The sequence below is a fragment of the Glutamicibacter endophyticus genome (genome assembly GCF_048457885.1).
Taxonomy (GTDB): domain Bacteria; phylum Actinomycetota; class Actinomycetes; order Actinomycetales; family Micrococcaceae; genus Glutamicibacter; species Glutamicibacter endophyticus.
In genome coordinates this window covers 2988379-3005637 of the sequence record NZ_CP174200.1, presented here as the reverse complement: position 1 = coordinate 3005637, position 17259 = coordinate 2988379, and the positions used below count along the sequence as shown (strand labels likewise).

The window sequence follows — 17259 nt, the reverse complement described above, 5'->3', positions numbered from 1 at the left end:
CTCGACGCCGCCGATTCGCACATTGCGCGAATCGGCGGCGTAGGTTCTTAAGCGGGGCATTGGCGCTCGGTGGTGGGCTCATCCCACGCTCAGCGTTGACGGATAGGGAGTCAGACGGCAGACTTTCCCATGTGCATTCACCATGGCCCGTAGAGCTAGACTCAGTGACCCTGCGCTATCCCACCGCCAGAGACATAGAGCAGGTGATGGCCTTTCGGAACTTTCCCGAGGTGAACCGCTTCATGATTAGAACCTCGGTGGAACCCGAACAGCTGCGCCGTGAACTGTAGGACGTGGCCGCGTCGGAGCGCGACTATTCCTGCGTGGCGGTGCACGGCGATACCGTCGTGGCCATTGGGTTTTTAGAGTTGCACGATGCGGCGGGGCAACCGGGAAAACGGCTTGGTACCGAGGCAGTGATTGGATATCTGGTGCACCCAGAGTACTGGGGACAGCGGATTGGCTCGGACTTGGTACCTGCCTTGCTGGAGGTTGTTTTTAGCGTGCTGGGGCTGCGTCGCGTGACGGCTACCTGTAGCGCACCAAATGTAGCCTCGGCACGTTTGTTGGCGGGTGCCGGTATGCGGCTGGAGGCGCGCCGTCTCGCCGAGGAATGGCACGCAGAACTAGGCTGGCTTGATGGGTTGCACTTTGCGATGCTGGCCGAGGAATGGCACCAGCGCAACACTCAGGTAGATGCCTGATGCGCGGACGTGACCGGTAGGTGAGCACCGGTACGTCCGCGCAACCTAGATAGCTTCTACGACAATGCCGTCCTCATCGGAATGCAGCATGAGTCCCGGACGGTAAATCACCGAACCAAAACGTAGCTCCACACCCACGGACCCGGAATTGGTCTTGGCGGACTTGCGCGGATTAGTGCCTAGCGCCTTGATACCTAGAGGCATCTGCGCCAACGCCGCGCTATCTCGAACAGCGCCATTGACTACCAGCCCGGCCCAGCCGTTATCCACCGCGAGTTGCGCGACCATATCGCCTAGGAGCGCGCAGTCCAATGAGCCACCGCCGTCGACCACGAGCACCGCGCCGTTGCCCGGGGTGGCTAATTCTCGTTTAACCAGAGAATTGTCCTGATAGCACAGCACGGTTCGAATGGGGCCAGAGAACTTGTGCTGGGCTCCGAAGTTGCGCATCTGTGAATTATCGGACTGTAGCGTGGGGTCCTCGTCGAAGAGATCGCAGGTGGAGAAGCTCATGGATTATCCTTCGGTGTCGGGTCCGAGGATGTGGTTAGTGGCCACACCCAGTGAATCGATTCGCGTCTCGAGCACATCCCCGTTCTTCAGCCAGGGATGGCGGCCATGCTCATTGCGGCGACCCATGGCAACACCCGAGGGCGTGCCGGTCAGAATAACATCGCCGGGCTGCAGTTCGCAGAAGGTGGAGAGGTAGCTGATCAGTTCCGCGATGGAAAAGACCAGCCCATCGGTGGTGTCCTGCTGCATGATTTCACCGTTGACGGCGCTACTGATCGAACCGCCGACCACATACTCGTCGGGGGTGACCAGCCACGGACCCAACGGTGTGCTGCGATCCCACACCTTGCCTTGGAACCATTGTGCGGTGCGTCCTTGATAGCCACGCATGGAGATATCTTGGGCCATCGAGTAACCGGCGACATGTTCCATGGCATTCTCCACGGCAATGCGTCGCCCGGCCTTGCCAATGATCACGGCCAGCTCGGCTTCATAGTCCACGCGGTGATCTTCGACCGGAATACTGATGGGATCGTTGGCCCCAGCCAGTGTTGAGGCGTACTTGGCGAACACTGTGGGGTATTTGGGTAATTCGGCACCGACCTCGGCAACGTGCTTGGGGTAGTTCAGCCCAATGCACAAGACGTGGGCCGCGGTCGGCACCAGCGGGGCATAGTCGGCCTCACCCTCGGCGATGGACTCGCCGAGTAGGGCGCGCTCGATCACCTGCTGACGGGTGGCTTCGTCGAGCTCGAGGAACTTGTTGAGGTTCTTGACGTTCTCCAGGTAGTAGACGCGTCCATTGTCGACGACTGCTGCCGTGGTCTGTCCTGGTTCACTGCTCAGGCGGAGGGTAGCTAACTTCATGACTCCATCTCACTACATTGATGTGCCGAACGTCACTATGAGTCCACATTATGAAACAAAATTTTCGTGATGCGGATTCTTTGGGTGGCCCATCGGTTTCACAACTGCTCCCACGGGGGCGTTGCTGTGGCGTGCGTTTGGTTCGTTGTTGGATGTTCGCCAAACTGGTAGTCAGCTAGATAATTTCAAAGGAGTGTCCATGGCCAGGCCGAGTAGCCCGTTAATTACTCGCGAGGCAATTGCCGAGGCGGCGATCGGACTCATTGACCGCGCCGGAGACTTTTCCATGCCCAAGCTGGCTGGTGCCTTAGGGGTGCGGCAGTCCTCCTTGTATAACCATGTCAACGGGCGCGAGGGCGTCATCGAGTTGGTGCGTACTCGTTGTATCGAGGACCTGGTGGTCCCTAATTATCAGGACTTGCCATGGCGTGAGGCGTTGCGCGCTCTGATCCAGGCCTATTGGCACTCGCTTGCCGCGCATCCTAATCTTGTGCCGCTGCTGATCCGCCAGACGGTTAGCAGTGAAGTGGTGATCGACTACTACGCCCGAATCATCGAGGTCTTGCTCCGCGCGGGCCTCGGGGAGGAACGGGCCGTCCACATGATTTCCGTGATAGATGACTTCGTGCTGGGGGCCGCGCTCGACGTCGGGTCGCCCGAAGTGGCGTGGTCGATCAACGCCGAGCGTTATCCACGGTTCGCGCGAGCACTACAACTAATGCCAAATCGCGAGGAGCGCGCCAGCGATGCCTTTGATTTTGGCCTTGACCTGATCTTGGAGGGGCTGGCGCGGCACCTCCCTACGCCATCGGAGCGCACCCACTAAAAATTCTCCTTGCGTGAAAGGGTGATCTGCTCCACACTATAAAACGAAAGGCATTCGTTTTACGGCTCGGTACTCGCACCGAGAAGCAGATGCACCATCAATACTCGCGGAGATCTTATGTCCAACGCACCACATACCGACGCCACCGGGCGCCTGCCGCTGAATATTCCGCGCGGCACCTCGACCTTTGGCATCAGTGTCGTCGGCTTCATGGGGGCCAACCTTGCGCCACTGATGATTCTGGCGCTCGTGACCGAAACTGGCATGCCCGAGGCGGCGGCCGGCCTCGTGGTAACCCTCGGCCTGCTCAGCACCGCTCTGGTTGCGTTGGCCACGACGAAACTTACCGAGGGCTCACAGCGGAGGCTAGTTGCGCGAATAGGCCTACTGTTCGTCGTACTCGGTTTCGGCACCACCGCCTTGACCACCAGCGTCCCGTTGGCTGTGGTCGGCATTATTCTTGGAGGCATTGGTGCTGGTGGCGCGGTTTCCGCGGGCGGTGCGGCGCTGGCCGCGCTGAGTAATCCGAACCGTGTGGCGGCGCTCTCCGGGCTGGTAAACCGCGCCATCGTGACCGTGGTGCTGGCGGTGGCGCCTCTGGTGGCCACACTCATGCTTGGTGCCTTTGGATTGCTGGCGGGCCTTGGCCTAGCCGCCCTATTCACCAGCAGCTGGCTCCCGAACGCCCCGCAACCCGATCCGGAGAAGCTCGCCGCCGCCGGTGCCGTGCCTGTCCGCCCGCTTACGGACCGTAAATTTACCGTGGCCGGGTGGATGCTTCTGGTGTGTTTTGCGCTCTGGGCGGTGGGCGAAGATTCGCTCTGGGCTGTCGCGGCAACTATGGGGGCGGCGCAGGCGCAACTAGGTGACAGTGGAATGTCGCTGGTGCTTAGCGCATCTTCCGCTGGCGGGCTTGTGGTTGCCATCGTGATGGCGGCCCTGGGCGATCGACTTGGTCGCACGTTGCCCCTGGCCATTTTGTTGATCCTTGGGGCCGTGTTGAAAGTGCTTTCCGCTCAGGTGCATACCGAAAGTAGCTACCTCGTTGTGGTGATTGCCTGGAACACCATCTATGCCGCGGCCTTCATGTACATCGTGGCCATCGCCGCGGCCCTAGATGTCACCGGACGCTGGTCCGGCCCGTTGCTCGGGGTGTATCTGGTCGGATCATCCTTCGCCCCGGTGGTTGGCACCGGTATCGCCAGCACCTTGGGCTACACGGCGTTGGGTTGGATCCTAGCTGGCATCACCACGGCGCTCTTTATTCCACTGCTTTACGCGGCGCGGCTCTCCGCTCAGGCCGAATCAATTCAGCGGCAGCATTACGCGGCCGAGCAGGCTGACCTTCACCCATCCAAATAGGAGGAACATTCATGACCGACACGTTGATCTACGCCAACGGTCGCATCCTGGCCGACGGAAAAGCCGAAGCGGCCAGCCATCTCGTGGTCGCAGACGGCAAGATCGCTCATATCGGGGACGCAGCCTCGGCGGCTGCGTTGGCCCCAGGTGCTCCCACGATTGACCTCTCGGGAGATGTGGTCGTTCCCGGGCTGATCGATGCCCATAGCCACTTGGTGATGATGGGGGAGAACCTTGCCAAGGTGCAGCTACGCCAGGTCACCTCGCCACAGCAATTGCGTGAGAGCTTGCTGGCCGCCCGAGCCAAGAACCCTCAGGCCGAACGACTCCTAGGTGCCGGATGGTTGAACGCAGCAGTTGGTTCCGGACGCCCCACGGCGGCGATGTTGGATGAGATCATTGCCGATATTCCGGTGTATCTGGATGCCAACGATCTGCACTCCGTATGGGTGAATACGGCCGCGCTACGTGAAATGGGAATTACCGCGCAAAGTCCAGATCCTCTCGGCGGCCGCATCGTGCGCGACGAGCAGACCGGCGAGGCGACCGGCCTGCTGGAGGAGACGGCGGCGCAACAGTACGTGTGGGGCACCCTTGAGCGGTTGACCAGCGATGAGCAACGCGATGCCTACCTGCGCACCGCCATTGAAACCTACTTGGCCCACGGAGTGACCGGGGCGATCGATATGGCCCTGGGTGAGGCCGAGCTGGCCAGCATGCGCCGAGTGATGTCCGGCTACCGGATTCCTCCGTTCCGCATCGCGGCGCATTGGCTGGTGCACCGCGAAGCCAGAGACGAGCTGAACCTCGCCCAAGTAGAGCGTGCGGTTGCCCTAGCACAGGAACAGCATGAACCGTGGCTGAAGGTGGTGGGGATCAAGATCATCGCGGATGGGGTGATCGATGGTTGCACCGCGGCCATGTGCGAACCTTTTGCCGATGGCACGCAGGCGGAACCCATCTGGGATGTCGCGGCACTGACCCCGGTGGTCACCGCCGCCGATGCGGCCGGGCTACAAATCGCGATTCACGCAATTGGCGATCGCGCATCAGATATCGCTTTGGATGCACTTCAGGCGGCCTTCGAAATCAACAGTTCGTTGCCCCGGCGCCATCGACTGGAGCATTTAGAGGTGGTTAGCCCGCGCAACATCCAGCGATTGGCCGAGCTCAAGCTCGTAGCCTCCGTGCAACCGGTGCATGCCGACCCGGCAATTCAGGCTCATTGGCGAGAGAACTTGGGCGATGAACGGGTGGAGCGAGGCTACCCCTGGCGTGAAATTCGCGATGCCGGCGTGAGCATGGCCCTTGGTACGGATGCGCCGACGGCGCCCTACGAGCCGTGGGACAACTTGTATGTCGCCACCACGCGCCGTTCCGCACTGGATCCGGAGCTACCGGCCAATGTGGAAGAGCTCAAACTTGAGCTTTCCGAAGCCTTAGCGTCCTTTAGCGCCGGTGCTGCATATTCCTGTCGTTGGGAGGACGAAGTTGGTACGCTGGCGGTCGGGATGGCTGCAGACTTTAGCGTTATCGATATAGACCCTTATCAAGCCCGGAATCGAGAGCTGTTATCGGTGCGGACGCGGATGACCGTGGTGGCCGGGGAAGTGGTGTTCACCAAAGAATCTTCAAAAATTAGTTGACGCTTCAACTTAGCCTGTGCCATAGTGGTTCTATCAAACAAGTTGAAGCGTCAATGAACGTTGGCGTTCCTGAAAGGATCTTTACCATGGCTGCAACCACCGCACTGACCGCCGGCACCTGGACCCTGGACGCCGCGCACAGCGAAATTAGCTTCACCGTACGTCACGCCGGCATCTCTAAGGTCCGTGGCAACTTCACCGAGTTCGACGCCACGCTGGTCGTCGCCGATACCCTCGAGGCCTCGTCGGTAGAAGCGACGGTGCAGGTTGGTTCCATCACCACCAAGGATGCGAACCGCGATGGACACCTGAAGGGCGCAGACTTCTTCGACGTCGAGCAGTTCCCCACCATGGAATTCCGCTCCACCGGCGTCAAGGGCGATGAAGAGAACTTCGTGCTCGTCGGCGATCTGACCATCCATGGCGTCACCAAGCAGGTCGAGCTCGATGTCGAGCTGGGTGGCCAGGCAGTGGACGCATTCGGGGCAACCCGTGCAGGCTTCTCGGCCAGCACCAAGATCTCGCGCAAGGAATTCGGCATGACCTGGAACGCTGCGCTGGAAGCCGGCGGTGTGCTGGTCTCCGACAAGGTCGTTATCGAAATTGAGGCTTCCTTCGTGCTGCCGACCGAGTAATCCTCACCGCAACGCATAAGGTGCCCGAGAAACCGAAGTTTCTCGGGCGCCTTTGCGCGCAGTGCTACATGTAATCGTAAAACTCCGAGTAGCCAGCGCTCGCGGCCGTAAAGAGCACGATGATCAAAAAGACTATATATAGTGCGCCCAGAATGCCGAAAATGGTGCCAATCCAGCCGGTGACCTTACCTACAGTAGCGGCCGTATTAAATTCACGTTCGGCGCGGTTGGCTTTAACGATGGCAATTGGTCCGAGAATGATGCCGACCACGAATAGCGAAATGATGCCTAGGATCATCGAGGTCTGCGCCAGCTGCGCACCCTCAAGCTGCTGTGGAGTGTTGATGTATCCGGGGTAGGGCTGCTGCGCACCGGGCTGATAGTAGCCATTGGGCTGCTGTGCGCTCGACTGGTAATAGCCATTGGGCTGCTGCTGGTAACCGCTCTGCCCCTGATTTGCGTACGGGTTATTGGGCTCGTTGTGCTGGCTCGACATTCCAGTTCCTTCCACCGGGTAGTTCAACCAAATTCTAGCCGTATTTCAGAATGGATCTCGACGCGCGGTGATGACGCGCTGGGGTCACGCATTATTCGTTATGAAACCCCGTTTTATCATGGGAGTTATGACCCTCGCTTCGTTCATCGGTTACCTTGGCGTGTGCCTGATGGTTTCCTTATCACCAGGCCCCGATACCTTCCTGGCGCTACGCTTTTCACTGGTTCGCCAACGCCTGGGCTTGATGGCCATCGGAGGAATGTTTGTCGCCATTCTCGGCTGGGCCCTCGTCGCTGGAGCGGGAGCGGCCACCTTGCTCCAGCGCTATCCAGTGATTGAAACGGTGATTGCTGTGCTCGGCGGACTCTATCTGGGTTATCTCGGGTTGAGCGGGCTCATCAAGTCGCGCCGTGTGGCCACGACCGACAGTGCCATGGCCCGCAGCGCCGAACGCGGAGCACTGCCGGCGGCGACCACCAGTGCGCGCCAGGCCTTTATCGCCGGAGTGTTGTCGTCGGCGCTGAACCCCAAGATTGGGCTACTTTTTCTGGCCATGATGCCCACCTTCATCCCGCATGGCTCCAACACCCTGTTCTGGGGGATGGTGCTAGGGGCCACCTTTGGTCTGGTGGGTTGCCTCTACCTTACTGGGCTCAACGTGGTGGCCTCCAGAGCCGTGGGGTGGTTCAAGAAACCGCAGATCGCACAACGTCTTGAATTAGTGTCCTGCGCTGCCCTGATTATCATGGGCGCAGTGGTGCTGCTCTCTGCGGTATTGCCGAGCCACTAGGGGCGTTGTAACTGACCCGATAAGCTCATTCCATGGACATTGTGGAGATTCTTTCCTCTGGTCAACGAGGACGTCGCCTATTGTTCGAGATGCTACGCGAGCATGAGGATCGAGCGCTGAACGCCACCGGAGGCACCGGCCCATTGCTTGCGTGGATGCTGCGGCACCCCGAGGCTGACTGCCTTGGTCCCGGAGCAGGACAGATCAGGAATACTTGCGCCGAGAGATTGGCCGAGGCTCTGGACCAGTGCGCGTTACCTGAGCCCAGTGCGGCGAGCTGGCGCCGAGCGCTCTATGCCTCGGTGGAACGTGCGGCGTATTGGCAGCCAGCTGACTCCGTGGATATTTTGCTGGGCTACGAAGAGGTGCGTCCCGCGCTTCGCCGAGTGGCGCGTCACCTTGCACAGCATTGGCCCGCGAGATTTGCGGCGCCGGTACAGCGGGAGGCTCAGTTCCAAGTCGCGTTCGTCGGCGATAACGACATCGATCTCTATGCCTATGGAACGAGGCCCCCGGCGGAAGCGCTCGGGCAATGGCACGAGCAGGTCACGGCGGTAGAGCATCGGAATCGAAAGTATCTGGTGCGACCGATCCAGAACTGCCCCAACGGCAAATGGTGGGTCACGCCGGGGCCCGGCCTCTACGAATCCAGCGCCACATTTGCCGATGCCGCCCCCTTGGCCTTGTGGTGTCAGGAAGACGACTTTGGATGGACCGAAGCGTGCAGCGCAGCATTGCGCATCCCCGACGACGGCGCCGTATATGAGGTGCACCAACCAGCAGACTGGGCCGAGTTGTGTCGACGCTACCCACTGGAGGTTAGTGCCAATATGCGCCGGGTCTGGTGGGAATGCACCGGACGTGACGGGCGCTGGGTCATCCCAAACTGGCAGCAGGTCGCCCGCGACTACATCGGTGTGCACCTGAGCGTTGCTGGATACCTCGGCTGTGCCGGTGAGGTGATCGACGTCGGTGCTGAGACCGCCAGCATGGTGGCCGGCTGGGCTCCGGACGTGACCTATTGGTTTGATCCTCGAGTGATGATTCGCGAACCGATCCACTGCTGGTCCGTGCGCCATGTGGAGGGCGTGGGCGAACAATGGGAGCGGGTTGTTACCTAATGGCGGTGGCGGAATACGGCTCCCGCAATCATCCCAAGGCCACTTAAGGTCAAGAGAACGCCGACGGTAAGTGCTCCAAATTGCCAGACCGAGCCTGCTAGGGGCGAGTTCTCGCTCGTTCCCAGGGTCGCGCCTAAAGCCAAATAGCTGCCTATCACTAGGGCTAGGGCTGCAAGCCTCAGCGTTCGGCGAGATGTTTTGCGCAAAGCCTGTGGCATGTGTGGGCCTTCTGTGGATGAAAATTGCTTGTAGTAGGCGTCTAGCCTCTCGCGTTAAATGCAAACCTACTACTAAATTTCCGTATGCGGTAGCAGCATTTCCAGGAAGACCTGCGCGGCTGGCGACGGGTTAAAGTCCCGCCATGCCAGATATTCAACACGTACCGGACCGTCTTCGCCAATGGGAAGGCACTGCAACTGCGGATCTTCGGGCACCACGGAGCCGGGCAAAATGGCCACGGCTAGGCCGTGACGAACTAGGTCGAGGATTAGGGGAGTGGTCATGGCCTCAAAGACCACCGTGCGCGTTAAACCGGCACGCTCGAAGGCGATATCGGTTTGGGAGCGCCCGGTGGTGCCGGCTGGAAAATCGACCAGACTCTCACGAGCTAACTCCTCCAAGCTCACCCGTGGTTGAGGCGCCAACCGGTGCTCGGTGGAACAAACTGCCACCAGAGGTTCACGGGCCAAAGCCGTGGTTTGCACACCCCGCGGCGTCACGCTTTCCGGAAGGCCGAGCACCGCCAGATCCATATGCCCTTCGGCGATGGCGGCCATGAAGTTATCGCTACTACCGCTAACGAGCTTGATGTTGACAGCGGGGTGCTTCCGATGAAAATCGCCGAGGGTGGCGGGGACGTTAAGTGCATTGACCGTGGGGATTAGGCCCACACGGAGTTCTCCGCGCAGCTCACCGCTGACGCCCGTGGCATCTGCCACGGCGCGTTCAGCGGCGCTGAGGCTCGCTCGGGCGCTGGCAACAAACTGCTCACCCGCGGAGGTGAGCTCGACCCGGCGACTGTTGCGCACGAAGAGCGGCACTCCTAGTTCGCGTTCCAACGCCTTAATCTGGTGACTCAGTGCGGATTGCACGACATGACATCGTTGCGCGGCGCGCGTGAAATTTCGTTCCTCGGCGACCGCAACCACGTAACGCATTTGCTGAAGTTCCATAGAACTATGATCTACATTCATTGTTTTCATGACAACAATGTGTTGGACTCATTGAACCGGGAGCGCCGAAGATAGCTACATGACTACCTCCAGCCCCGCCCCGGTCACTGCCGGTCCAGCGCCCGCCCGTATCGGATGGATCGCGCTAACGGCCATGTCCCCACTGATCTGGGGGACCACATACCTCGTGACTACCGAACTGCTACCGGCCGGACACCCACTGTTCGCGGCACTGATGCGCTCGCTACCGGCCGGACTGCTGGCCGTGCTCTTCTCACGCAACCTGCCCCACGGTCACTGGTGGTGGAGGAGCTTTGTGCTCGGCGCGCTGAACCTCGCAGTATTCTTCCCGCTGCTCTTCGTCGCCGCGCAACGCTTGCCCGGAGGAGTGGCCGCAACGCTAGGGGCCTCGCAACCGCTGGTGGTCGCCTTCCTTGCCGTCCTTGTCCTCGGTGAGCGTTTCTCGGCGTGGCGCATTGGTTGGGGAGTGATCGGGGTGATCGGCGTTGGATTCGTTGTGCTGAGCCCCGGAGCCGGCTTCGACGTGATCGGCATCCTGGCGGGCTTGGTCGGCGCGCTGTCCATGGGGCTAGGGGTAGTCCTGAGTAAAAAGTGGGGACGTCCCGAATCGGTTGGTGCGCTGGGGTACGCCGGATGGCAATTGAGCGCAGCGGGCATCCTCCTGCTCGTGCCAGCGTTGCTCATTGACGGGGTACCGGCGGGGATTGACGGCAAAGCGATCGCTGGTTACCTGTGGCTAGGGCTCGCCGGGGCATTGGTGAGTTACACCCTGTGGTTCGCTGGCCTGCGCCGCCTACCGGTGACGGCTACTGCACTGTTGGGTCTGCTCTCGCCGTTGATGGCTGCCGTGCTAGGTGCCTTACTGGCCGGTGAGTCACTCAATCCACTTCAGCTGATCGGATTTGCGCTCGCCCTTGCCGCTCTAGTTGCCGGACAGCTCCCCGGACCCCGACGGCGGAGGACTAGTGATCCTGCTGGTATTCGGCAAGTACCTGCTTGCCGATCTTGAATGCCATATTGGCGGCCGGCACCGAACAATAAATGGCCGACTGCAAGAAGACCTCCTTGATTTCATTCGGCGTCATGCCGTTGCGAAGCGCGGCGTGCACGTGCATCTCCAGCTCTTCCCAATAACCACCGGCGATCATGGCGGTCAGCGTGATGGCGCTACGCGTGGTGCGCGGCAACCCCTCGCGGGTCCAAATGCTGCCCCACGCGTAACGGGTGATCAGCTCCTGAAAATCGTCGGTGAACTCGTTTGAAGCGTCGGTGGCCCGGTCCACATGTGCATCGCCTAAGACCTCGCGGCGCACGGTCATCCCGTCCTGGTAGGGGTCGTTGGCTGGCGGTGTAGTGCTCATCGTTGCTCCTTAGAGGTAAAGAAATCCAGCAGTAGCTTGGCGGTGGCTTCGGGGGCTTCGGCCGGGGCCAGATGGGCCACGGATTCCACGACCGCCCAACGCCCATGCGGCGCCTGGGTGCCGATTCGTTCAGCTTCGGCCGGTGGGCACACTGCATCCTGGGCCCCGGCGATGGCCAGCAGTGGATCGGTGAGCGTGGGCAGTGCCTCCCTCAAATCGAAGTCTGCCAGCGCGCCGCAGACATGCGCGTAGGAGAAGCGGTCGGCCACCTGCAAGGAATGCAATAAATTGGTGGCGATCACCGGGTTGCGTTCCATGAAGCCCGGGGCGAACCAGCGCTGTGCGGACCCGGCAACCATGCTGGGTGTCCCGGCGCGGGAGACGAGTTCGGCACGCTGCTGCCAGCCTTCCGTTTCGCCGATCTTGGCGGCAGAACAGATCACCGACAGGGCCTGAAAGGTGCCCGGCGCGTCGTGGGCTAATTGCAACCCCACGGCACCGCCGACGGAAACTCCGGCGTAGAGCAATCCAGAGGCGGAGTCGATCACCCCATCGGCTTGTAACGTGTGCACCAGATTGAGCACTGCCGTGGCGAGTTCGGACATGCTGAAAGGCTCGGTGCTGGGGGCGCTGTGCCCATGGCCAGGCAGGTCCCAGGCCACCAACTGGAAATGCTGTTTCAAGTAATCCACGCTCGGAGCCCACAGCTGCAATACTCCGGTGCCCAGCGAGGGACCGAGGAGCAGCGTGGGGTTACCGGGAGCCGCGTGAAGTAGCGAGGGAGTTAGGAAAGGGACTGCCATGATTCTTTCCACGTCGTGAAGTCGGACAGGGAGTTTGAGATGAAACGGTCGGCGGAGCCGAGGTAGCCGGCGGGGTCAAACAACGCGTCCAAAGCGGCGTCGCTGAACTGCTCGACCGGAAGGTTGCGCCGAAGTCTTTGGCGTAGTGTCGGTCCACCGTCGAGGGCGTCGACCACCTCCGCGCGAATAGCGGCGGCACCTCCGGGATAGCGGTCAGCCAGAACGGTCACCATGCGTTCGGATAGCACCGCGTCGCCGCCAAGCTGAAGATTGCGCTCTAACTTATCCGGGTGGACCACGAGCCCCTCGGCCAGGGTGGCCGCGTGCTCGGCGGCCCCGCCGGTCAACCGCAACAGTTCGCGCAGGGCCGACCACTCGGCATGCCAACTACCGTCGGGTCGTTCATCCACCGCGGTGCCGGCGGCCGTGAACAGGGTGGAGATCAGGCCCGGGGAGCTCAGGGCGGCCTCGCGCAACAGGATCGAATGCACCGGGTTTCGTTTTTGCGGCATGGCCGATGAGCCACCGGCGCCCGCGGCGTGGGGTTCGGAGAGTTCACCGACTTCCGGGCGCGCCGCGGTGAGCACATCGGCACCGAAGGTGCCCAGCGCTGCTAGGACGCCGCCGAGCGCGGAACTCAGATCAAGGATGGGTTGGCGGTTGGTGTGCCACGGCGTAAGCGGATAGTCCAGACCCAACTCCTGGGCCAACGCCGCGCCTAGCTCGGCGCTGGTGGCAATGTTGTCCTCGCTCAGGAACTGATCCAGCGAGGCCAGCGTCCCGGCGGCACCGCCAAATTGCAGGGGAAAGCTCACCGTATCGAGGCGTTGGGCGGCGGCGCGTAGCGCGGCGAGCCAATTGGCGGCCCGTAATCCAAAGGTTGTGGGCAGTGCATGCTGGGTCAGCGAACGGGCAATGCACAGGGTATGGCGATGTTCCTCGGCCAGCGCGGCGAGCGCCGTGGCGGTACGCCGTACCGCGGCGCGTATCTTCGGTACCGTTCGCGCGGCCAACAACATCAGTGCGCTATCGATAATGTCTTGGCTCGTGCAACCACGGTGCAAGGCCGCCGGGACCGGAGCGGTCTCATCGCTTAGCCGGGTGCGAACCATACCCAGCAGGGGAATCAACGCGTTGGCTCCGGCCGGCGTAGCCTGCGTCAATTCATGCAGATCGTAGTTCCGAACCTGGGCGGCACGCTGAACCCGTTGCACCTGTTCTGCGGGGCAGAGCCCTGCGGCGCCTTGGACACGGACCCATGCGGCCTCCACGTCGAGCATGCCCTGGACAAAGGCGGTATCGTCGGTCAGTTCGGCCGCTTCGGTACCAGCCCACGCCGGAGCCAATAGGCCATAGTCGCGGGCGGACATCAGCTGGCGCGCGGGTAGGAGAGGAACACGGTTTCCAGCGCACCCTGTAGGTGCACATCAAAGCGCAACGCGCCATCATCCTCGCGGGTGGCGATCAGCGTCTGCCGACGCTCGTCCGGCAGCGAGGCGAGCAATGGATCGTTGGCCAACGCGGCGGTATCTTCGGGCAGGTAGATTCGCGTGAACAAGCGATTGAGCAGACCGCGGGCGAAGATCGTGAGCATGATGAACGGGGCCTTGCCCGGTTCGGTGGGACCGGGATTCACCGTGGTGAAGTTGTATTGCCCCGCGTTATCTACCGGTACGCGGCCCCAACCTGTGAAGGTGTAACCATCGCGCACGAGCGAGCCTTCGCGGGCAATCACCTGACCGTGTTCGTCGGCCTGCCAGATCTCCAGCAGGGCGTCGGGGATGACTTCGCCCTGCCCGTCGTACACCGTGCCGTGCAAACGCACCGCGGCCGGGTGCGCCTGGTTCACCAGTTCCCCGCCCCGTTCGAAAGGTAGGGCGTAGCCATAGAAGGGACCGACGGTCTGCCCCGGGGTGGGGAGTAGCTTCAATGCTGGGTGTTGTGCCATTTAATGCTCTGCCTCTTCGTCTTCCATCCAGGTGCGATTGCTGCCGGTGAGCACGATATCCCAGTTGTATCCGGTGGCCCACTCGTGCGAGGTCAGCGAATGATCGTAGGTGGCGATCAACCGCTCGCGGGCCTGTGGGTCGGTGATCGACTGGAAAATCGGGTCCAGTGCGAATAACGGATCGCCCGGGAAGTACATTTGGGTGATCATACGCTGGGTGAAGTCCGTGCCAAATAGCGAGAAATGAATATGCGCCGGGCGCCAAGCGTTGTGGTGGTTCTTCCACGGGTAGGGGGCCGGCTTAATGGTGGTGAAGGAGTATTCGCCATTCGGGCCGGTGATCGCGCGTCCCACGCCGGTGAAATTCGGGTCGATGGGCGCCGGGTGCTGGTCGCGCTTATGCACGTAACGGCCAGCCGCATTGGCCTGCCAAATTTCAATGAGCTGTCCGGCGACCGGGCGGCCATCACCGTCGAGTACTCGTCCGGCGACCACGATACGCTCGCCGATTGGCTCGCCGTTGTGCTGGATGGTCAGGTCGGATTCGAGAGCGTGGACATCGCGCTGCCCGAAGGCTGGAGCGAACAGTTCAATGGTTTCCGGATCCGCATGGTGCAAATCTTTGGTGGGGTGGCGAAGCAACGAGGAACGGTACGGGGCGAAATCCAGGCGTGGCTGGGTTTCGGTATCTTGGCCGGCCACGAGGCGCTGGCGGTAATCGTCATGAATCTGCGCGATCTCGTCGCTGACTTGCTCCTGTGACGCTGAGGAGGCCGCCGGGTCGAGGGTGTGGGCGTTCTGGAGGGTTTCGGCGGTACTGCGATCGCTGCTTGTAGGCTCGGTGCGCACGAGGTTCTCCTTTCGGGGGTGGAGGCGAGGGGTGTCTAGGAGTTTGGCCAGCCGGTATAGGCTTCGGCCAAATACTGCTGGCCGTACGTAGAGGAGGTCACCGAGTCGAGCTCGCCAAGGGCCCGTCGCGTCATGAAGGGGTCGGCGCCGATGGGGTTGTGCAGCATCGACGTCATCCAGTAGGAGAAGTTCTGCGCCTTCCATATGCGCTTCAGTGCCTGTTGCGAGTAGCCACCGAGCAATGTGTCATCGCCGGTGGAATAGTAGGAATCGAGAGCCTCGAAGAGCACCTTGACGTCGGCAAAAGCCAGGTTCAAGCCCTTCGCGCCGGTAGGAGGCACGGTATGTCCGGCGTCGCCGATGAGAAAAAGCCGGCCGTGGGAGAGCGGTTCGCGGACGAAGGATCGGAAACCGAGCACTGTCTTGTCGAAGATTGGGCCGGTTTTTAGTTCGAAGCCATCCGGTCCGGCCACGCGGCGTTGTAGCTCGTCGAAGATTCGATCATCGCTCCAGTCCTCGACGTTTTCGTTCGGGTCGCATTGAAAGTACATGCGCTGAACGCTGTCGCTGCGCTGGGAGATCAGCGCGAAGCCATGCGGTGAGTTCGCGTAGATCAGCTCGGGTGCCGATTTGGGGGCCTCGGTGAGGATCCCGAACCAGGCGAAGGGGTAGCTGACCTTGAAATCTTGCCGGGTTGATTCCGGCATCTGGCGACGCGCGAAGGACCGCGAGCCATCGGCCCCGACGAGGATGTCCGCGTGGACTTCGTAGACCGCTCCGTTGGCATCGGTGAAACGGAATTTCGGGTTCTTGCTTTCAACATCCAGGATCTCGGTGACTTCGCAGGAGTAGCGGACGTCCCCGCCGTCCCGGACGCGCGCCGCCGCCAGATCCACGAAGATTTCATTCTGCGCATAGAGGGTCACCGTGGCATCTACGAGCTCACGGAAATCCAACGGATGCGATTCTCCGTTGAAGCGTAGGTCGATTCCGGCGTGCTCGTCACCGTGGCTCAGTACGCGCCCCTCGACCCCGGAGTCGGTGAGCATGCGCACGGCTTGGGCTTCCAGGATCCCGGCGCGGTGGGTGTTGCGGATGGTTGCGTGGTCGTTTTTCTCGACCACGATGTTCTCGATGCCTGCCCCGGAGAGCAGGTGCGAGAGCATCAGGCCGGCCGGACCGCCGCCGATAATACCGACCTTGGTACGAAGTATGCGAGGTTCCTGCGCCATTGAGGGTTCCTTCGAGTGGGGCCAGGTGAGCCGGGACGGTCGAGAACCAGTCGAGGCTCATCATGGCGTCGGGATGAGTGGATTTCCTCTAGCTTGCCGGTGACCCGTGGCACAGATCAGCCGACTTCTCAATGAATGAGAAATCCGGTCCGTTAATTAGGTTCCGTGACGGTAACCCAGCGCGCGTGAGACGCCGCGAGCCGCGGTCCGCAACGCCATAATCGTCGGCTGCAGGCTGGTGGTCGAGCGTGGAACCACCACCGAGAGCGCTGCGACCTGGTAGCCGGCATCATCGGTAACTGGCACGGCGGCACCGGTGGTGTCCTCATCGATGTAGCCATCCATTGACGCGTAGCCACGGCGTCGGATCTCGGCCATTTCAGCGCGCAGATGCGGGTGGGTGGAACGCATGATTTCCCCGTGCCGCTCGAGAAAGCCCGTGATCTCCTCTGGGCGCGAAAAAGCCAGCAGGGCCATGCCCATGGACGTGCGGTGCACTGGCATGCGTCCGGCCACATTGGCCTGATTGACCGCCGCGCCGGGGCGCGAAAGACGCTCGATGATGAGTACCTCGTCTTGGTGCAGCACCGATAGCTGGGTGTGCTGGCGCAAAAGCTGATTGATGTCTTCCATGAACGGCAGCGCCGCCGTGCGCAGGTCTTGGGTGACCGCCCCGCGGTTGGCAAGTTCCCAGAGACGCAACCCAAGCCGAATTTGTCCCTGGCGGTCACGGGCCAGGAGTCCGTGACCGCAGAGGTCCTCAATCAGTCGATAGGTGGTGGCTAGGGGAATTTCGGCGCGGCGTGCCAAAATAGCGACGCTCAGCGACGAGTTGTCGCGGTCGAAGGCGTCTAGGATCCGCACGAGGCGATCCAGCATCGAGTCTCCGCTACGAGAATTGGCCATGGCTCTA

The 17259-nt window shown here is 61.4% G+C and carries 19 protein-coding genes; 8 read left to right on the top strand and 11 right to left on the bottom strand.

Annotation, left to right across the window (positions count from 1 at the left end; genetic code table 11):
* Positions 1-293: 293 nt before the first annotated feature.
* Positions 294-704, top strand: coding sequence for a GNAT family N-acetyltransferase (locus ACJD00_RS14045; RefSeq protein WP_418907530.1), 411 nt, complete (start codon positions 294-296; stop codon positions 702-704).
* 45 nt (positions 705-749) lie between these two features.
* On the opposite strand, the gene rraA is transcribed toward ACJD00_RS14045, so the two are convergent.
* Both rraA and ACJD00_RS14035 read right to left on the bottom strand, forming a co-directional pair.
* Entirely contained in the window at positions 750-1217 is a 468-nt protein-coding gene (rraA, locus tag ACJD00_RS14040; RefSeq protein WP_418907529.1) for a ribonuclease E activity regulator RraA, read from the bottom strand.
* Positions 1218-1220: 3 nt separating this feature from the next.
* On the bottom strand, positions 1221-2084 hold the full coding sequence (locus ACJD00_RS14035; protein WP_418907528.1) for a fumarylacetoacetate hydrolase family protein: 864 nt from the start codon (positions 2082-2084) through the stop codon (positions 1221-1223).
* Positions 2085-2283: 199 nt separating this feature from the next.
* On the opposite strand from ACJD00_RS14035, the gene ACJD00_RS14030 reads away from it, so the two are divergent.
* The 4 genes from ACJD00_RS14030 to ACJD00_RS14015 all read left to right on the top strand — a co-directional run bounded on the left by ACJD00_RS14030 (position 2284) and on the right by ACJD00_RS14015 (position 6553).
* Positions 2284-2910, top strand: a complete 627-nt coding sequence (locus ACJD00_RS14030) for a TetR/AcrR family transcriptional regulator C-terminal domain-containing protein (RefSeq protein ID WP_418907527.1) — start codon at positions 2284-2286, stop codon at positions 2908-2910.
* A gap of 117 nt (positions 2911-3027) precedes the next feature.
* On the top strand, positions 3028-4272 hold the full coding sequence (locus ACJD00_RS14025) for an MFS transporter (RefSeq protein WP_418907526.1): 1245 nt from the start codon (positions 3028-3030) through the stop codon (positions 4270-4272).
* 11 nt (positions 4273-4283) lie between these two features.
* Complete coding sequence (locus tag ACJD00_RS14020) at positions 4284-5918, top strand: amidohydrolase (RefSeq protein WP_418907525.1); 1635 nt, start codon at positions 4284-4286, stop codon at positions 5916-5918.
* Positions 5919-6004: 86 nt separating this feature from the next.
* The gene (locus tag ACJD00_RS14015; protein WP_418907524.1) at positions 6005-6553 is read left to right on the top strand and encodes a YceI family protein; all 549 of its coding nucleotides are present in this window, start codon (positions 6005-6007) and stop codon (positions 6551-6553) included.
* Between the two features lie 64 nt (positions 6554-6617).
* On the opposite strand, the gene ACJD00_RS14010 is transcribed toward ACJD00_RS14015, so the two are convergent.
* Positions 6618-7049: a hypothetical protein gene (locus tag ACJD00_RS14010; RefSeq protein WP_418907523.1), complete on the bottom strand. Its 432-nt coding sequence runs from the start codon at positions 7047-7049 to the stop codon at positions 6618-6620.
* A 127-nt stretch (positions 7050-7176) separates the two neighbouring features.
* Between ACJD00_RS14010 and ACJD00_RS14005 the strand changes: the two genes are divergently transcribed.
* Positions 7177-7839 carry a LysE family translocator gene (locus ACJD00_RS14005; RefSeq protein WP_418907522.1) on the top strand — a complete coding sequence of 221 codons (663 nt, stop codon included), beginning with the start codon at positions 7177-7179 and terminating at the stop codon, positions 7837-7839.
* 32 nt (positions 7840-7871) lie between these two features.
* On the top strand, positions 7872-8960 hold the full coding sequence (locus tag ACJD00_RS14000; RefSeq protein ID WP_418907521.1) for a hypothetical protein: 1089 nt from the start codon (positions 7872-7874) through the stop codon (positions 8958-8960).
* 290 nt (positions 8961-9250) lie between these two features.
* On the opposite strand, the gene ACJD00_RS13995 is transcribed toward ACJD00_RS14000, so the two are convergent.
* Entirely contained in the window at positions 9251-10132 is an 882-nt protein-coding gene (locus ACJD00_RS13995) for a LysR family transcriptional regulator (RefSeq protein WP_418907520.1), read from the bottom strand.
* A 79-nt stretch (positions 10133-10211) separates the two neighbouring features.
* Between ACJD00_RS13995 and ACJD00_RS13990 the strand changes: the two genes are divergently transcribed.
* Positions 10212-11162: an EamA family transporter gene (locus ACJD00_RS13990; RefSeq protein ID WP_418907519.1), complete on the top strand. Its 951-nt coding sequence runs from the start codon at positions 10212-10214 to the stop codon at positions 11160-11162.
* Here the strand turns inward: ACJD00_RS13990 and pcaC are convergent.
* From pcaC to ACJD00_RS13955, 7 genes are all read right to left on the bottom strand, one after another.
* Positions 11116-11514 carry a 4-carboxymuconolactone decarboxylase gene (gene pcaC, locus ACJD00_RS13985; protein WP_418907518.1) on the bottom strand — a complete coding sequence of 133 codons (399 nt, stop codon included), beginning with the start codon at positions 11512-11514 and terminating at the stop codon, positions 11116-11118. The genes ACJD00_RS13990 and pcaC overlap by 47 nt on opposite strands.
* Positions 11511-12317, bottom strand: a complete 807-nt coding sequence (locus ACJD00_RS13980; protein ID WP_418907517.1) for an alpha/beta fold hydrolase — start codon at positions 12315-12317, stop codon at positions 11511-11513. Before ACJD00_RS13980 ends, pcaC begins: the two co-directional genes overlap by 4 nt.
* A complete protein-coding gene (locus ACJD00_RS13975; RefSeq protein ID WP_418907516.1) occupies positions 12299-13687 on the bottom strand; it encodes a lyase family protein in 1389 nt (462 codons plus the stop codon). Before ACJD00_RS13975 ends, ACJD00_RS13980 begins: the two co-directional genes overlap by 19 nt.
* Complete coding sequence (pcaG, locus tag ACJD00_RS13970; RefSeq protein WP_418907515.1) at positions 13687-14265, bottom strand: protocatechuate 3,4-dioxygenase subunit alpha; 579 nt, start codon at positions 14263-14265, stop codon at positions 13687-13689. The genes ACJD00_RS13975 and pcaG overlap by 1 nt, the downstream gene beginning before the upstream one ends.
* Entirely contained in the window at positions 14266-15114 is an 849-nt protein-coding gene (pcaH, locus tag ACJD00_RS13965) for a protocatechuate 3,4-dioxygenase subunit beta (protein WP_418907514.1), read from the bottom strand.
* A 35-nt stretch (positions 15115-15149) separates the two neighbouring features.
* On the bottom strand, positions 15150-16346 hold the full coding sequence (locus ACJD00_RS13960) for a 4-hydroxybenzoate 3-monooxygenase (RefSeq protein ID WP_418907513.1): 1197 nt from the start codon (positions 16344-16346) through the stop codon (positions 15150-15152).
* 156 nt (positions 16347-16502) lie between these two features.
* Positions 16503-17252, bottom strand: a complete 750-nt coding sequence (locus ACJD00_RS13955) for an IclR family transcriptional regulator (protein ID WP_418907512.1) — start codon at positions 17250-17252, stop codon at positions 16503-16505.
* Between the last annotated feature and the right edge of the window lie 7 nt (positions 17253-17259).

Excerpts from the sequence above, each read along its gene's own strand:
- rraA (WP_418907529.1), bottom strand. The coding sequence starts at position 1,217 with ATGAGCTTCTCCACCTGCGATCTCTTCGACGAGGACCCCACGCTACAG.
- ACJD00_RS14035 (WP_418907528.1), bottom strand. The coding sequence starts at position 2,084 with ATGAAGTTAGCTACCCTCCGCCTGAGCAGTGAACCAGGACAGACCACG.
- ACJD00_RS14030 (WP_418907527.1), top strand. The coding sequence starts at position 2,284 with ATGGCCAGGCCGAGTAGCCCGTTAATTACTCGCGAGGCAATTGCCGAG.
- ACJD00_RS14025 (WP_418907526.1), top strand. The coding sequence starts at position 3,028 with ATGTCCAACGCACCACATACCGACGCCACCGGGCGCCTGCCGCTGAAT.
- ACJD00_RS14020 (WP_418907525.1), top strand. The coding sequence starts at position 4,284 with ATGACCGACACGTTGATCTACGCCAACGGTCGCATCCTGGCCGACGGA.
- ACJD00_RS14015 (WP_418907524.1), top strand. The coding sequence starts at position 6,005 with ATGGCTGCAACCACCGCACTGACCGCCGGCACCTGGACCCTGGACGCC.
- ACJD00_RS14010 (WP_418907523.1), bottom strand. The coding sequence starts at position 7,049 with ATGTCGAGCCAGCACAACGAGCCCAATAACCCGTACGCAAATCAGGGG.
- ACJD00_RS14005 (WP_418907522.1), top strand. The coding sequence starts at position 7,177 with ATGACCCTCGCTTCGTTCATCGGTTACCTTGGCGTGTGCCTGATGGTT.
- ACJD00_RS14000 (WP_418907521.1), top strand. The coding sequence starts at position 7,872 with ATGGACATTGTGGAGATTCTTTCCTCTGGTCAACGAGGACGTCGCCTA.
- ACJD00_RS13995 (WP_418907520.1), bottom strand. The coding sequence starts at position 10,132 with ATGGAACTTCAGCAAATGCGTTACGTGGTTGCGGTCGCCGAGGAACGA.
- ACJD00_RS13990 (WP_418907519.1), top strand. The coding sequence starts at position 10,212 with ATGACTACCTCCAGCCCCGCCCCGGTCACTGCCGGTCCAGCGCCCGCC.
- pcaC (WP_418907518.1), bottom strand. The coding sequence starts at position 11,514 with ATGAGCACTACACCGCCAGCCAACGACCCCTACCAGGACGGGATGACC.
- ACJD00_RS13980 (WP_418907517.1), bottom strand. The coding sequence starts at position 12,317 with ATGGCAGTCCCTTTCCTAACTCCCTCGCTACTTCACGCGGCTCCCGGT.
- ACJD00_RS13975 (WP_418907516.1), bottom strand. The coding sequence starts at position 13,687 with ATGTCCGCCCGCGACTATGGCCTATTGGCTCCGGCGTGGGCTGGTACC.
- pcaG (WP_418907515.1), bottom strand. The coding sequence starts at position 14,265 with ATGGCACAACACCCAGCATTGAAGCTACTCCCCACCCCGGGGCAGACC.
- ACJD00_RS13960 (WP_418907513.1), bottom strand. The coding sequence starts at position 16,346 with ATGGCGCAGGAACCTCGCATACTTCGTACCAAGGTCGGTATTATCGGC.
- ACJD00_RS13955 (WP_418907512.1), bottom strand. The coding sequence starts at position 17,252 with ATGGCCAATTCTCGTAGCGGAGACTCGATGCTGGATCGCCTCGTGCGG.